Genomic DNA, 14,286 nt, shown 5'->3' on the forward strand with positions numbered 1-14,286 from the left:
CGACCTGTCTCCCGCCCAGCAAGCCGCCCATCCACCGCCCGAGGAGTAGCACGTGCACGAGCCCGAACAACGCCCCGACAAGGGCGCCGGCCTCGGGCGGCTGGCCGCCACCGTGGAGCGGCTGCGCCGCGAGGTGCGCGAGGCGCACGCCGCCGCCGACGGCCGGGCCCTGATCGAGCTGGCCAAGGGCATCCTGGTGGAGCGGCTGCGGTGCAACCCCGCTGAGGCGGCCCGCCAGCTCTCCGCGCTCGCCGAGCAGGCCCAGCTCTCCCAGCTCGAACTCGCCGCCGACATCGTCAACCAGGCGGCCCAGGACCAGCTGACCGAGGTCGCCAGCCACTTCGTGGTCGCCGCCGTCGAGCCCGGCGCGCCGGCGGGCGAGCCCGCCGAGCAGGCCGACCCCTCCCTCGCCGTACGGCTGCGCACCGCCGAGAGCGGCGTCCTGGCCGCGCGCGACACCCAGGCGGTCAGCGAGTCGCTGCTGCAGCACGCGCTCGCCCCGCTGGGCGCGTCGGTGGTCGCCGTGTGGGCCGCCGGCACGGACGGCTCGCTCACCCTGGCCGGCTCGGCTGGGTTCGCCTCGGGGCAGGCGATGCGCTGGCGGTACGTGCCGCCGGGGGTCGCCACACCCGCCCGGCATGCTCTGGTGGACCGGTCGGCGGTGTGGTTCGAGGACCTGTCGGAGGTGGGCCTGCCGTCGATCGGCCACCAGCCCGGCGACCGGGCCGGCCGGGTCACCGTGCCCGCCGGCACCGGGGGGCGCATCCTGGGCGTCCTGGAGATCGGCTGGCCGCATCCCCTGTCGCCGCAGCCACCGGCGATCCGCCGGCAGGTGGAGGCGCTGGCGGAGCTGGTGGCCCACACGCTGGAGTCGCATCCGGTGATCGCGCCGCAGCCGCCCGACACCGAGCTGGTGGACCTGGCCAACGGCCTGCACGACCCCGCGCTCATCCTGCGCCCGCACCTGACCGACGAGGGCGAGCTGGCCGACTTCCGCATCCAGCACCTCAACACCGACTTCGTCGACTTCGCCGGTCGCCCCCGCAGCGCGGTCAGCGGCGCGCTGATGCTGGAGGCGTATCCGATGGCCGCCGGCGAGGGCGGGCTGTACGAGAAGATCGAGCACGTGCACGCCACCGGCGAGCCGTTCCGGGCCGAACGGATGCCGCTGATGGCGCTGATCGACCAGGTGCCGCTGACCGCCGTCGCCGACGTCAGCATCAGCCGGCACGGCGAGAGCGTGCTGCTGATCTGGCGCGTCCTGGACGAGGCGGCCCGGGTGGCCGGCCTGCTCCAGCACGCCCAGCGCCTGGGCCGGATCGGCGGCTTCGAGGAGAACGTCGTCACCGGCGAGATCACCTGGAACGCCCAGCTCTACACCCTGCTGGGCCTGCCGCCCACTGCCAGCCCCATCTCCCTGCAGCTGCTGCCGCAGCACGCCCACCCGGACGACGGGGTGGCCATCCGCAGGTTCCTGCGCACGCTGCTGCACCACCGTCTGCCCGCGTCCACGGCCTTCCGGATGCAGCGCACCGACGGGGTCTCCCGGCACATCCGCGTGGTCGCCGAGCCGGTGCTGGACGCCCACGGCGCGCTGCGCAGCATCCGGGGCGCGTACCAGGACATCTCCGCACAGCACTGGACAGAGGTGGCGCTGGCCGCAACCCGCGACCAGCTCGCCCACTCCGAGCAGCAGGCCGCGGAGCGCAACCGTCTCGCGCTGCAGCTCCAGCACGCCATCATGCCGCCCACGCACGGCCCGATCGAGGCGTTCGACCTGAAGATCGCCGTACGGTACCGGCCGGCCGAGGAGGAGCACCTCGTCGGCGGCGACTGGTACGACTGCGTGATCCTGCCGTCCAAGCAGGTGCTGCTGTCGGTCGGCGACGTGGCCGGCCACGGCATCGACGCGGCCACCGGCATGGTCATCCTGCGCAACGCGCTGCGCGGCCTGGCCGCCACCGGGGCGGGCCCGGCGCAGCTGCTGACCTGGCTCAACCTGGTCGCCCACCACCTGACCGAGCAGGTCACCGCCACGGCCATCTGCGCGCTGTTCGACCCGGAGACCCGGACGCTGCGCTGGGCCAGGGCCGGCCACTTCCCGCCGATCATGGTCCGCGCGGACGAGGCCCGGGAGCTGCCGATGATCGACGGCGTGCTCCTCGGCGCCCTGTCCGAGGCGCACTACGAGGAGGGCAGCCTCCGGCTGGAGAAGGAGGACGTCCTGCTCATGTACACCGACGGCCTGATCGAGCGCAAGGACCGCAGCCTGGAGCAGTCGCAGCGGCAGCTCCTCAGCGTGGCCACGGCCGCCGTGCCGTCCCTCGAACAGCGGCTCGACCACCTGCTCACCTACAGCAAGTCCGACACCGACGACGACACCTGCGTCATCGGCATCCAGCTCCGCTGACCGGCGTCAGGCGATCCACGGCGGCACGCCGTAGTCGCCGTCGCCGTCGGCGGCCAGCGCCCTGGCTCCGGCCGGCGCGGTGACGACGGCGGCGTAGCCCTCGTCCGGGTCCGCCAGCACGCGCCGGACGGTCCTGGCCGGCATCACCACGGTGTCGCCGGCCGTGACCTGGTACGTCTCGCCGCCCAGCTCGACCGTGGCCGACCCGGTCAGCCAGGTCCACACCTGCTCGGCGTCGAAGTCGTGCGCCGGTCCCTCGGCGCCCGGCCTGGCGTCCACCCGCCACAGCGACCGGGACGCGCCGCCCTGGGTGGGCGAGGCGAACGTGGTCATCACCCCGTTCGCCGTCTCCGACCTGCGCGCCTCGGTGCCACGAATGACAGTCATGTGCTTCTCCCGCTACGATAGACAACAACGTTGTCCATATAGTTAACCAGGTTGTCTATCGTGTCAAGCGACTCCCCCGGTTTCGAGCTGCCGCTCCTGCTCCTCCTGGGCTTCCGGGTGCTCATCGACGAGCTGCACGCCGAGCTGGCCCGCCAGGGCCATCCCGAGCTGCGGCCCATGCACGGCTTCGTCATGCAGGCCATCGGCCGCGGCACGACAGCCGTCGAGCTGGGCCGCACGCTCGGCGTCTCCAAGCAGGCGGCCGGCAAGACCATCGAGACCCTGGAACGGGCCGGCTACGTCGAACGCGCCGTGGACCCGGCCGACACCCGGCGCAAGCTCGTCCGGCTGACCCCGCGCGGCCTCGACGCCCTGCGCCTGTCGGCCCACGGCTTCGACGTGCTCCGCCGCCGCTGGGCCGACGAGCTCGGCGAGGAGCGTCTGCTGGCGCTGGAGGCCGACCTGCGCAAGGTCACCCCGCCCGACCTCTTCCGCCTCGACACGCCCGGCTGGTTCGGCAGCCTGTGACGGGGCGAACGGGTCAGGCGGCGAGCTGCAGACCCAGGCCGGTGAGGTTGGTGCGCGCCCAGTCGAGCTCCTGCGCCAGCACCGACACCAGCGCCCCGGGCCCCTTGGCCCGCCCCGGAACGACCAGGTTGTGCGTCTCCACCTCGATGTGGGCGTTGCCGCTCACCGCTCCCGACAGCATGGCCGTGAGCGTGTCGTGCAGCACCGCGCCCGTGCTGGGCGTCTCACCGGTGTGGTTGTGCACGTGGCCCAGCTTGACCACCGGCGCCCCGGCCGCGGCGAGCCCGCGCAGGGCCTCACCCGCCTCCTCGGAGCCGCACGCGAGGTGGCAGGCGTCCAGGCAGACGCCGAGATGCTCGGAGTCGATCCCGCAGACCCGCTCCAGCGCCTGCTCCGTGGTCTCCAGGACGCACCCGGGCCACGGTTCGAACCCGACACGGATCGTCTTGCCCGTCACGCTGTAGATGCCGCGCAGCTCACGTGCCAGGCGCTCCAGGCGGCGGGTGGCGATGGCGTGCAGGTCGGCCGGCCAGTCACGCCGCCAGCCGATCGGGATGGTCGAGATGCTGCCGAACCGCACGTCCTCCGGCAGCAGGAACGCCAGAATCTTGGCCAGCGCCATCGTGTAGCGGTAGCGCTCGGGCTTGGCCCAGTCGGGTCCCGGCACCTCCTGGTTGCGGCCGCCGGTGCCGTTGAGGCTGACGACCTCCAGGCCGCGCTCCTCCAGCGAGCGGCGCAGCCGTACGAGCTCGATCCGGTCGGCCGTGAGGTGGTCGGCCACGGCGGGCGACAGCCAGAGACCGATGCCCATCCGCTCGACCCCGAGCCGCTTGCGCACCGGCACCGCGTAGCGGGTCAGGTGCGCGATCAGGTTCTCCAGGTCCTCGGCTGGGTGTACGCCCGCGTTGTAGGCGAGGTGAACGAGCGTTCCGTCGTCGTGACGCAGGCGCATCGGTTTCCTCCACGGCTTGAGCTTGTCGCGTCCCAGCGGCCCGTCTCGGGATCGCGCGGGACCTGTCGAGCTTGCCCGATCGGGGCGAAGCAACGCGTCCGCCCTGGGTTGACTGCCGCATACTCCCCAGGGAGCAGCCTCATCCCAGACAAGCGATCTTGTGGCCTATTTGGGACAGGCTTGGCAGCGCTCTACGCAGTGTAGTACTACCCGGCGTCGCAAATCACCTTCCCGTCCAACAATTCGGCAACACTGCCTCTCTCCGTGACCGACTGGACACGGAGCGCAGGATCACGATCAGGTCACGATAGCGGTCGTGGTTCGGCAAGGTTCGGCATGCGGCGCCACCGCTCGGCAAGCCCTCCAGCGGGCCGGCTGGAGCGGTCGGGCACCGGCCCGCCCCTCGTACGCGACCGGCTCGCGGACGCCACCCGGCGCTGTCGTCGCGGCCAGCAAGGCGGTGCGCCCGGCCAGACCGACCCCGGCCAGGTGAAGCACCCACCCCACGCCAGAGGGAAAGCGAAAACCCCCGGGTGAATGATCACCCGGGGGTTTCGGACGAACCTGCGGCCGTCAGTTCTGGATCGAGCCGGCGATCGCCGCGGCCGAGTCGGGGACGTGGGTGGACGCGTTTTCACCGGTGAAGATGAACTTCGCGTTGTCGCCCTCGCCCTCGATGGTGACCTTGACGACCTGCCCCGGACGGAGCTCGCCGTACAGGATCTTCTCCGACAGCGCGTCCTCCAGCTCCCGCTGGATGGTGCGGCGCAGCGGACGGGCGCCCATCACCGGGTCGTAACCACGGTCGGCGAGCACCTGCTTGGCCTCGGGCGAGACCTCCAGGCCCATGTCGCGGTCCTTGAGCCGGGCGTCGACCTGGGCGAGCATCAGATCCACGATCTGGATGATCTCGACCGGCGTCAGCTGGTGGAAGACCACGATGTCGTCGACACGGTTGAGGAACTCGGGCCGGAAGTGCTGCTTGAGCTCCTCCTGCACCTTGGCCTTCATCCGCTCGTAGTTGGACTCGGTGTCGTTGGACTTGGCGAACCCGACCCCGATGCCCTTGGAGATGTCACGGGTGCCGAGGTTGGTGGTCATGATGATGACCGTGTTCTTGAAGTCCACCACGCGGCCCTGGGCGTCGGTCAGGCGACCGTCCTCCAGGATCTGCAGCAGCGAGTTGAAGATGTCGGGGTGGGCCTTCTCGATCTCGTCGAAGAGGACCACGGAGAACGGCTTGCGCCGCACCTTCTCGGTGAGCTGGCCGCCCTCCTCGTAGCCGACGTAGCCGGGAGGCGAGCCGAACAGCCGCGAGACGGTGTGCTTCTCCATGAACTCCGACATGTCCAGGCTGATCAGAGCGTCTTCGTCGCCGAAGAGGAACTCCGCCAGGGCCTTGGACAGCTCGGTCTTACCGACACCGGACGGGCCGGCGAAGATGAAGGAGCCACCCGGACGGCGCGGGTCCTTCAGGCCCGCACGCGTGCGGCGGATCGACCGGGACAGACCCTTGATGGCGTCGTCCTGACCGATGATCCGCTTGTGCAGCTCGTCCTCCATGCGGAGCAGGCGCTGCGACTCCTCCTCGGTCAGCTTGAAGACCGGGATGCCGGTGGCGGTGGCCAGGACCTCGGCGATGAGCTCCTCGGTGACCTCGGCCACGACGTCCATGTCGCCGGCCTTCCACTCCTTCTCCCGCCGCTCGCGCTTGAGCTGGAGCTGCTTCTCCTGGTCGCGGAGGGCAGCCGCCTTCTCGAAGTCCTGCGCGTCGATCGCGGACTCCTTGTCGCGGCGGACGTTGGCGATCTTCTCGTCGTACTCGCGCAGGTCCGGCGGAGCGGTCATCCGGCGGATGCGCATCCGCGAGCCGGCCTCGTCGATGAGGTCGATCGCCTTGTCGGGAAGGTAGCGGTCGCTGATGTAGCGGTCGGCCAGCTGCGCGGCGGCCACCAGCGCACCGTCGGTGATCGACACCCGGTGGTGGGCCTCGTAGCGGTCGCGCAGACCCTTGAGGATCTCGATCGTGTGGCTGAGCGAGGGCTCGGCCACCTGGATCGGCTGGAACCGGCGCTCCAGCGCCGCGTCCTTCTCGAGGTACTTGCGGTACTCGTCAAGAGTCGTGGCGCCGATGGTCTGCAGCTCGCCGCGGGCCAGCATCGGCTTGAGGATGCTGGCGGCGTCGATCGCGCCCTCGGCGGCGCCCGCACCCACGAGCGTGTGCAGCTCGTCGATGAACAGGATGATGTCGCCGCGGGTGCGGATCTCCTTGAGGACCTTCTTCAGGCGCTCCTCGAAGTCACCGCGGTAGCGCGAACCGGCCACCAGAGCACCGAGGTCAAGCGTGTAGAGCTGCTTGTCCTTCAGCGTCTCGGGCACCTCGCCCCTGACGATCTTCTGCGACAGCCCCTCGACGACGGCGGTCTTGCCGACGCCGGGCTCGCCGATGAGAACGGGGTTGTTCTTGGTCCTCCGGGAGAGGACCTGCATGACCCGCTCGATCTCCTTCTCGCGGCCGATGACCGGATCCAGCTTGCCCTCGCGGGCGGCCTGGGTCAGGTTGCGGCCGAACTGGTCGAGCACCAGGGACGTCGACGGGGCCGACTCCTGCGGACCGCCGGCCGCGGCCGGCTCCTTGCCCTGGTAACCGTGGAGCAACTGGATGACCTGCTGCCGGACACGGTTGAGATCGGCTCCAAGCTTGACCAGCACCTGGGCCGCCACACCCTCACCCTCGCGGATGAGCCCGAGCAGGATGTGCTCGGTGCCGATGTAGTTGTGACCCAGCTGCAGAGCCTCACGGAGCGACAGCTCAAGAACCTTCTTGGCCCGCGGGGTGAACGGAATGTGCCCCGACGGAGCCGACTGGCCCTGGCCGATGATCTCCTCGACCTGCTGACGCACACCCTCAAGGCTGATGCCCAGGCTCTCCAGAGCCTTGGCGGCTACGCCCTCTCCTTCGTGGATCAAACCAAGAAGAATGTGCTCAGTGCCGATGTAGTTGTGGTTGAGCATCCTGGCTTCTTCTTGCGCCAGGACGACAACCCGCCTCGCTCGGTCGGTGAACCTCTCGAACATCTCGTCGCTCCTCACAGAGCGGTCAGTCAGGCCGGTTAATCCGGTCCCGTCATCCCGCATGCTAGCCCTGGCTCGGCGAACCGTGCCCACTGCCGCTGACACGCTCTATAGCAGAGACGTTCCCCGAGAGCAGGGCGTTCACCCTCTATCCAACTACCGTTCGGGCGTGACGTGTTCCCGATACGCCGCAAGCGAACGATGTTTAGGGGATCTCGGGGAAGTGGTCGCAAATCACCACTTCGGCGCGGGCAGATCAACACGGATCGCCTTCGGACGCTTGAGCGAGCAAACCCAGGGCGGCCCTCGCTCGTACATCGGAGATGTCGCGTCCGTAACCCATACGTTCTCATCCTACGTGCCGGACCCAAATCCCCGCCAATCCGATCGAGATAAGGCCCGGAACGCTGCCGGCGGCAGGTCGCCTGCGCGGGCACCCGGGGGTCTCTCGCCTCGCACGGCCCTGGTCTCACGGGTGCGCGCCCATGCCGTCCAGGGTTCACCGCGGGAGCCGTCGTGGGTGGCGGGTGGCCTTCGCTGGAGCAGCCTTGTGGGCGCTGAGGGAGTGACGCGCGAGATTCCCGTCGGTTTCGCGTGAGCGCGCCGGGGAATCGGGCAGTGCCGCGTGGGTGGAACGCCAACGGCCGGTGACGAGTCCGTACGAGCCCCACCTTCCGTTCCGGGTGGCCTTCGGCGGACGTCCCGAGCCGGCGGGAGGGGGAGCGTACGGGAGCGGGGAAGAGAGTGGCGCCGCGCAGAACGGCGGTGCCCTGGAAGGGTCGCCCGCCGACGTCGACTCGCCTGGAACGGGACAGACCGAAGAAACGTCTTTTGTGGAGCGCCGGAGCAAAAGAGCTTGCGCCTACGGCATTCGGGGACGGGAAGGAGAACGACGGGAGGCCCAAAACCCGCAAAAGACGGGCAGTTGAAGATCGTTCACCGATCGACTGTCCAGCATTCGGGACGGTCCCTGAAAATGATCATGCGCTTATGGCGTTCGCCGGGGTCCGAGGCGAGCGGCATAAGCGCATGGTCAGCGCGAGCGGCCGGTTCAGTGAGCCGCTTCGTACTTCTCGACGACGGTGGAGGCGATACGGCCCCGCTCGCTCACGGGCAGGCCGTGAGCCTTGGCCCACTGACGGATCTCCGAGCTCTTCTCGCGGCTCATCGCACGCTGCCCGCCACGCCCCTTCTTCCGCGCGGACACGGCGCCGGCCCGGCGGGCGTGCTGCACGAAAGGCGAGAGGGCGTCCCTGAGCTTCTTGGCGTTAAGGTCGCTGAGGTCAATCTCATAGGAGGCGCCGTCAATAGCGAAGCTGACCGTCTCATTGGCCTCGCCACCATCGAGGTCATCGATGAGAATCTCCTGGATCTGCTTGGCCATCTACGCAATCCTTTCCCGGAGCATTGTTCATTCGCTGGCCCAAACATATACCCGGAAAGGCGCGGAGACAATTCAGCGGTACGGAGATTCCCCTGACTCGCTGATCAGTCGCCCCTACTCGGCCTGATCCCGGTGGTTTGGACGCCGCCAGGACCCCTCGGCGCGCAGCAACTTCACCGCGCCAAAGATGAAGGCTCCCCCGACGACCGCCGGCGGGATGAGCGCTGACAATACCTCTGTTACGGCTTGCATTCGTCCTCGCCTCCACAGCGGACGGGGTTTGGCCGGGCCGCCCTTAAAGCCCACGCGGTGCGGCAGAGCATGAGCAGCCCTCATGCAGCACTAGGCGACAACCGCCTGCACCCGACGATAGCGGCAGCCCGAGCGGCTACGCGCGCCAGGGACGCCACATCGACGACCCAGATGCCCCATAGCCTAATGCCAGTCTCTCCAGGCTCCTTACCGGATCAAGCGAAAATTTTGCGGAAAGGAGCCCCGGCAGCATCCCCGCCGGTCAACGAAGATCTTTGACGACCAGCGTTCCGGCAAGCCTGTCATGGGGCCCACGCTGCAGCGGCTTGTCGATCAAGATGAGCATCCCGACCGCGAAGGCGAAGATTCCGGCCAGCACATTGACGCCCGGAATGCCCATCAGCATGGCAGGTCCCGGATACACAAGCGAGCGTTTCAGCAGAGCCGACCGCGGAACGTCGTCCGGCACGACGCGAATCTTCATGATCGCCTTGCCGAACGTGCGCCCGTCCCGGGAAACGGCGTACCAGTCGTAGCCGGCATAACCCAGCCCCGCGAGCAGCCAGGCGAACATGCCCGGCAACCGGCCGTGGAAGACGTCCAGGACCCCTACAGTCCGGAAGACCCCCCACAGCGTGATGAACAGAATGTAATAGAAGACTCCGAAGACCAGGCCCTCAATGAGCCGCGCGGCAAGCCGTTCCCACCATTCCGCGGGCACCGCGCCCGCCGGCGTCCCGGCCATAACCTCACCCCGCCCATCGGCGTACCCGGCAGTCTCCCATTTTGGTACGGCCCCGGTACACAAAACAGAGGCCGGCCAGCAGCCGACCTCTGTCCGGTGCCCCGGAGGGCTTACTTGACCTTCACCACCACCGTTCCGCCGGCCTTGTCGGCGAAGGTCTGCTGCAGCGGCTTGTCCCAGAGCTGGGAGGCGCCGTTGAGGGCCACGACCAGCCAGGCGAGCAACGTCGCGAGGAAGGTGACGGGCAGCGCGGCCAGGAGGTAACCGCCCCACGTCACACCGGCCCGCTTGAGCGCCACGTCGGTGGCCAGGCCACCGTCCAGCATCGGCCCGCCGACAGGGACGATCTTGATGCCCATGACCATCTTGCCGACGGTCTGCCCCTTGGCCTTCGTCATGAAGAACTCGTAGGCGATGTAGATGGCCGTGAGCACCAGCGCCACCAGGATCCCGACGAGGAAGACACTCATGCCGGACGTGGGCCCGCTGTCGTAGTTGTAGGTGGCGACCAAGAGACCCGTGAAGATCGCTGTCACCACGAAGGTCACCACGCCGAAGATGACGCCGTCGATGATGCGCGCCACCAGCCGCTGCCACCACTCGGCCAGCGGCGCGGGAGCGCCGGGAGGCTGCACGCCCACCGGCTTCCCGTACGCCTGGCCGTAGGCGGGCTGCCCGTAACCCTGCTGCCCGTACTGGCCCGGCTGGCCGTAGCCGGGCTGCCCGTAGCCCTGCTGGGGCTGCTGCCCGTACTGGGGCTGCTGGCCGTACTGCTGACCCGACGGGTCCTGCTGACCGTAACCGGGCTGGCCGTACTGCTGACCGGACGGGTCCTGCTGACCGTAGCCCGGCTGGCCGTACTGCTGACCCGACGGGTCCTGCTGACCGTAGCCCGGCTGGCCGTACTGCTGACCCGACGGGTCCTGCTGACCGTAGCCCGGCTGGCCGTACTGCTGACCCGACGGGTCCTGCTGACCGTAGCCCGGCTGGCCGTACTGCTGACCCGACGGGTCCTGCTGACCGTAGCCCGGCTGGCCGTACTGCTGACCCGACGGGTCCTGCTGACCGTAGCCCGGCTGGCCGTACTGCTGACCCGACGGGTCCTGCTGACCGTAGCCCGGCTGGCCGTACTGCTGACCCGACGGGTCCTGCTGACCGTAGCCCGGCTGGCCGTACTGCTGACCCGACGGGTCCTGCTGACCGTAGCCCGGCTGGCCGTACTGCTGACCCGACGGGTCCTGCTGACCGTAGCCCGGCTGGCCGTACTGCTGACCCGACGGGTCCTGCTGACCGTAGCCCGGCTGGCCGTACTGCTGACCCGACGGGTCCTGCTGACCGTAGCCCGGCTGGCCGTACTGCTGACCCGACGGGTCCTGCTGACCGTAGCCCGGCTGGCCGTACTGCTGACCCGACGGGTCCTGCTGACCGTAGCCCGGCTGGCCGTACTGCTGACCCGACGGGTCCTGCTGACCGTAGCCCGGCTGGCCGTACTGCTGACCCGACGGGTCCTGCTGACCGTAGCCCGGCTGGCCGTACTGCTGACCCGACGGGTCCTGCTGACCGTAGCCCGGCTGGCCGTACTGCTGACCCGACGGGTCCTGCTGACCGTAGCCCGGCTGGCCGTACTGCTGACCCGACGGGTCCTGCTGACCGTAGCCCGGCTGGCCGTACTGCTGACCCGACGGGTCCTGCTGACCGTAGCCCGGCTGGCCGTACTGCTGACCCGAAGGCGGCTGCTGGCCGTAACCGGGCTGCCCGTACTGCTGGCCCGAAGGCGGCTGCTGGCCGTAGCCGGGCTGGCCCTGCTGGCCGCCGTAGCTCGGCTGGCCGTAGTCGGGCTGCGAACCGGGCTGCTGACCGTACTGGGGCTGCTGGCCGTAGCCGGGCTGGCCGTACTGCTGGCCGGAGGACGGCTGCCCGTACTGCTGGCCGGAGGGGTCCTGCTGGCCGTAGCCCGGCTGGGACTGCGCCTGCTGGCCGTAGCCGGGCTGACCGTACTGCTGACCGGGCTGACCGTAGTCGGGTTGGCCGTAGCCGGGCTGCGAACCGGGCTGCTGACCATACTGCGACTGCTGGCCGTAGCCCTGCTGGCCGTAGCCCTGCTGCCCGTACTGCTGGCCGGAGGGGTCCTGCTGGCCGTAGCCGGGCTGCGGCTGGCCCTGCTGGCCGTAGCCGGGCTGACCGTACTGCTGGCCGGGCTGACCGTACTGGGGCTGCGCCTGGCCGTAGCCGGGCTGGGACTGAGCCTGCTGACCGTAGCCGGGCTGGGCGTAGTCGTCGGCCCGGTAGCCCACGATCGTCGCGTCGGGGTCGGGCTCGCCGTGGGAGCGGTTGGGGTTGTGCTGTCCGTAGGGAGGAGACCCGGGAGCGTGCTCGCCGGAATCGTCCTGTGGATACGGCGGCTGTCCGGTGCTCACCGTGTCACCTCGCTTCGCGTGCGCATGTGGCACGTGTCAGGACACATGCCTGTGCCGCCCAACGTATCGACATAGGTATCAACAATCACCTTTCCAGTCGGTCAAGGTCTGTGTCACCCGATGTCAGATGGAGCAGCATGCGGGTGTTGCCCAGGGTGTTCGGCTTGACGTGTTCGAGATCGAGGAACTCGGCCACGCCCTCGTCGTACGAGGCCAGCAGCTCGGCGTAGACCTCGGGTGAGACGGGGGTGCCCTGAATGGGACGGAACCCGTGCCTGGCGAAGAAGTCGACCTCGAAAGTCAGGCAGAAAACCCGCCTGAGCCCCAGATCCCTCGCCGTGCGAATCAACGCGGAGACGATCCGGTGCCCGATCCCCAGCCCCCGGGACGCGGGGTCCACGGCGACCGTGCGGATCTCGGCCAGATCCTCCCAGAGAACGTGCAGCGCGCCACATCCGACGACTTGCCCGCCCCGCTCGGCCACCCAGAACTCCTGGATGTCCTCGTACAGCGTGACGGTGGCCTTCTCCAGCAGGCGTTGGCCCGCACCGGCGTAGGTGTCGACCAGGCGCCTGATCGTCCTGACATCGGACGTGCGGGCACGCCGCACCACGACCTCGGTGTCAGGGACTGTCACTGCGGCGACCTGCTCCATGGGTTACCAGCGTACAGATCCCATTACGGCTCCTACCAAAATCCCACCTGTCCCGCTCCATCCGGCATATCGCTCTGGCGTACACCACGGAGACCACCTGCGACCCAAGCAGGGGCAAACAGGGCGTAAAGTCGCCCGTGAGCGACGGGACAGGACACCACCTTGTGACTCTTCAGTGGCTGAACCTCTACAGAGTTGGCAGTTCTGGTTGAGCACCAACCCAACGTGCACTAGTGTCCAGCGACGATGTCACCCGCGCGTCCCGCGTGGAGACGCGCCCAATCCCCGGTGCGGGGAACCGGGGACCCGCCGACGGCGCCCGTGCGCCGTCCGGGGTGAGTCCGAGCTCCGGCTCGGTAGGGCTGCTCCGGCCCGAACCCGTCAGCTAACCCGGTAGGCGTCGATGAGAGGAGCCGATTGGTGAAGCGTACGCGCGGTCGCGAGAGGACCTCAGCGGGCACACACGCCCGCCCTCCGCAACAGACCGGCCCGCGCCGTCTCGCCCTTCTCGGCACCGCCCTCGTCGCCGCCACCGCTCTGTTCGCCGGCGCCACCCCTGCCGCGGCCGACCCCGAGCCGTCCCTGAACTCGCTCGCCAAGCAGGTCGAGCAGATGCACGTGGACATCGAGAAGCTGGCCGAGCAGTACAACGCCCAGCGGGAGAAGCTCAAGTCCGCCAAGAAGACGGCCGAGGCCGCCAGGAAGACGCTGGCCGCCAGCGAGGCCGACCTGGCGGCCAAGCGCGCCAAGGCCGCCCAGATGGTCGAGAGCCAGTACATCTCCGGCACCATGGGGCGGGCCCTGCCCTTCATCAGCTCCAGCGACCCCGAGCGGTTCCTCGACCACGCCGCCACCTCGTACGCGCTGGCCCAGCAGCAGAGCGAGCAGCTCAAGCAGGTCCTCGACGCCATGGAGTCGGCCAGGCGGGCCAGGGACGAGGCCGGTGCCCGCATGGCGGAGGTCAGCAAGCTCGTCGCCGACCTCGGCGCCAAGCGCGACAAGATCGTGACGATGGTCGCCAAGGTCGAGAGCAACCTCTACCGGCGCGCGGTCGGCGAGGCCGGCCGGCCGGGCACCAGGGCCACGCGGGTCAGCCTGCCCGTGATCGGCTCCGGCAAGGCCGCCGAGGCCGCCCGCTGGGCGCTCACGCAGCAGCTCAAGCCGTACGTCTGGGGCGCGGAGGGCCCGAGCTCCTACGACTGCTCGGGCCTGGTCATGGCGGCCTACCAGCGGGTCGGCATCTCGCTGCCGCACTACACCGGCAGCCAGTGGACCTCCGGCCGGCACATCTCCAAGGAGGAGCTGCGCGCCGGCGACCTGGTGTTCTTCTACAACGACCTGCACCACGTCGGCATCTACATCGGCGGCGGGCTGATGGTCCACGCGCCGCGCACGGGTGACGTGGTGCGCGTGGCCTCGATCGCCCGGCGCCCGTACGCGGGAGCCGTCCGCATCGCCGACTGAGCACCGCCCGGTGGGGC

General features: G+C 69.3%; 10 protein-coding genes and 1 riboswitch. Of the genes, 3 read left to right on the forward strand and 7 right to left on the reverse strand.

Annotated features, from left to right (window positions below):
- Positions 1-52 precede the first annotated feature (52 nt).
- Positions 53-2,410, forward strand: coding sequence for a SpoIIE family protein phosphatase (locus CXR44_RS35760; protein ID WP_101790567.1), 2,358 nt, complete (start codon positions 53-55; stop codon positions 2,408-2,410).
- A gap of 6 nt (positions 2,411-2,416) precedes the next feature.
- Here CXR44_RS35760 and CXR44_RS35765 read toward each other — a convergent pair whose 3' ends face one another.
- A complete protein-coding gene (locus CXR44_RS35765; protein WP_101790568.1) occupies positions 2,417-2,797 on the reverse strand; it encodes a cupin domain-containing protein in 381 nt (126 codons plus the stop codon).
- A 60-nt stretch (positions 2,798-2,857) separates the two neighbouring features.
- Here CXR44_RS35765 and CXR44_RS35770 point away from each other — a divergent pair, with 60 nt between their 5' ends.
- A complete protein-coding gene (locus tag CXR44_RS35770) occupies positions 2,858-3,325 on the forward strand; it encodes a MarR family winged helix-turn-helix transcriptional regulator (protein ID WP_180903871.1) in 468 nt (155 codons plus the stop codon).
- Between the two features lie 13 nt (positions 3,326-3,338).
- On the opposite strand, the gene CXR44_RS35775 is transcribed toward CXR44_RS35770, so the two are convergent.
- From CXR44_RS35775 to CXR44_RS35800, 6 genes are all read right to left on the reverse strand, one after another.
- On the reverse strand, positions 3,339-4,277 hold the full coding sequence (locus CXR44_RS35775) for a TIM barrel protein (protein WP_101790569.1): 939 nt from the start codon (positions 4,275-4,277) through the stop codon (positions 3,339-3,341).
- Positions 4,278-4,850: 573 nt separating this feature from the next.
- Positions 4,851-7,355, reverse strand: coding sequence for an ATP-dependent Clp protease ATP-binding subunit (locus CXR44_RS35780; protein ID WP_101790570.1), 2,505 nt, complete (start codon positions 7,353-7,355; stop codon positions 4,851-4,853).
- Positions 7,356-8,403: 1,048 nt separating this feature from the next.
- A complete protein-coding gene (locus CXR44_RS35785; RefSeq protein WP_101790571.1) occupies positions 8,404-8,736 on the reverse strand; it encodes a histone-like nucleoid-structuring protein Lsr2 in 333 nt (110 codons plus the stop codon).
- Positions 8,737-9,250: 514 nt separating this feature from the next.
- Positions 9,251-9,733, reverse strand: a complete 483-nt coding sequence (locus CXR44_RS35790; RefSeq protein ID WP_101790572.1) for an RDD family protein — start codon at positions 9,731-9,733, stop codon at positions 9,251-9,253.
- Positions 9,734-9,843: 110 nt separating this feature from the next.
- The gene (locus tag CXR44_RS35795) at positions 9,844-12,150 is read right to left on the reverse strand and encodes an RDD family protein (RefSeq protein ID WP_101790573.1); all 2,307 of its coding nucleotides are present in this window, start codon (positions 12,148-12,150) and stop codon (positions 9,844-9,846) included.
- Between the two features lie 85 nt (positions 12,151-12,235).
- Positions 12,236-12,805 carry an amino-acid N-acetyltransferase gene (locus CXR44_RS35800; protein ID WP_101790574.1) on the reverse strand — a complete coding sequence of 190 codons (570 nt, stop codon included), beginning with the start codon at positions 12,803-12,805 and terminating at the stop codon, positions 12,236-12,238.
- A 265-nt stretch (positions 12,806-13,070) separates the two neighbouring features.
- Positions 13,071-13,220: riboswitch (cyclic di-AMP (ydaO/yuaA leader) on the forward strand.
- Positions 13,221-13,225: 5 nt separating this feature from the next.
- On the opposite strand from CXR44_RS35800, the gene CXR44_RS35805 reads away from it, so the two are divergent.
- The gene (locus CXR44_RS35805; protein ID WP_101790686.1) at positions 13,226-14,269 is read left to right on the forward strand and encodes a C40 family peptidase; all 1,044 of its coding nucleotides are present in this window, start codon (positions 13,226-13,228) and stop codon (positions 14,267-14,269) included.
- Positions 14,270-14,286: the final 17 nt, after the last annotated feature.

It is taken from the genome of Nonomuraea indica (genome assembly GCF_002850745.1).
In the GTDB taxonomy this organism is placed as follows: Bacteria; Actinomycetota; Actinomycetes; order Streptosporangiales; family Streptosporangiaceae; genus Nonomuraea; species Nonomuraea indica.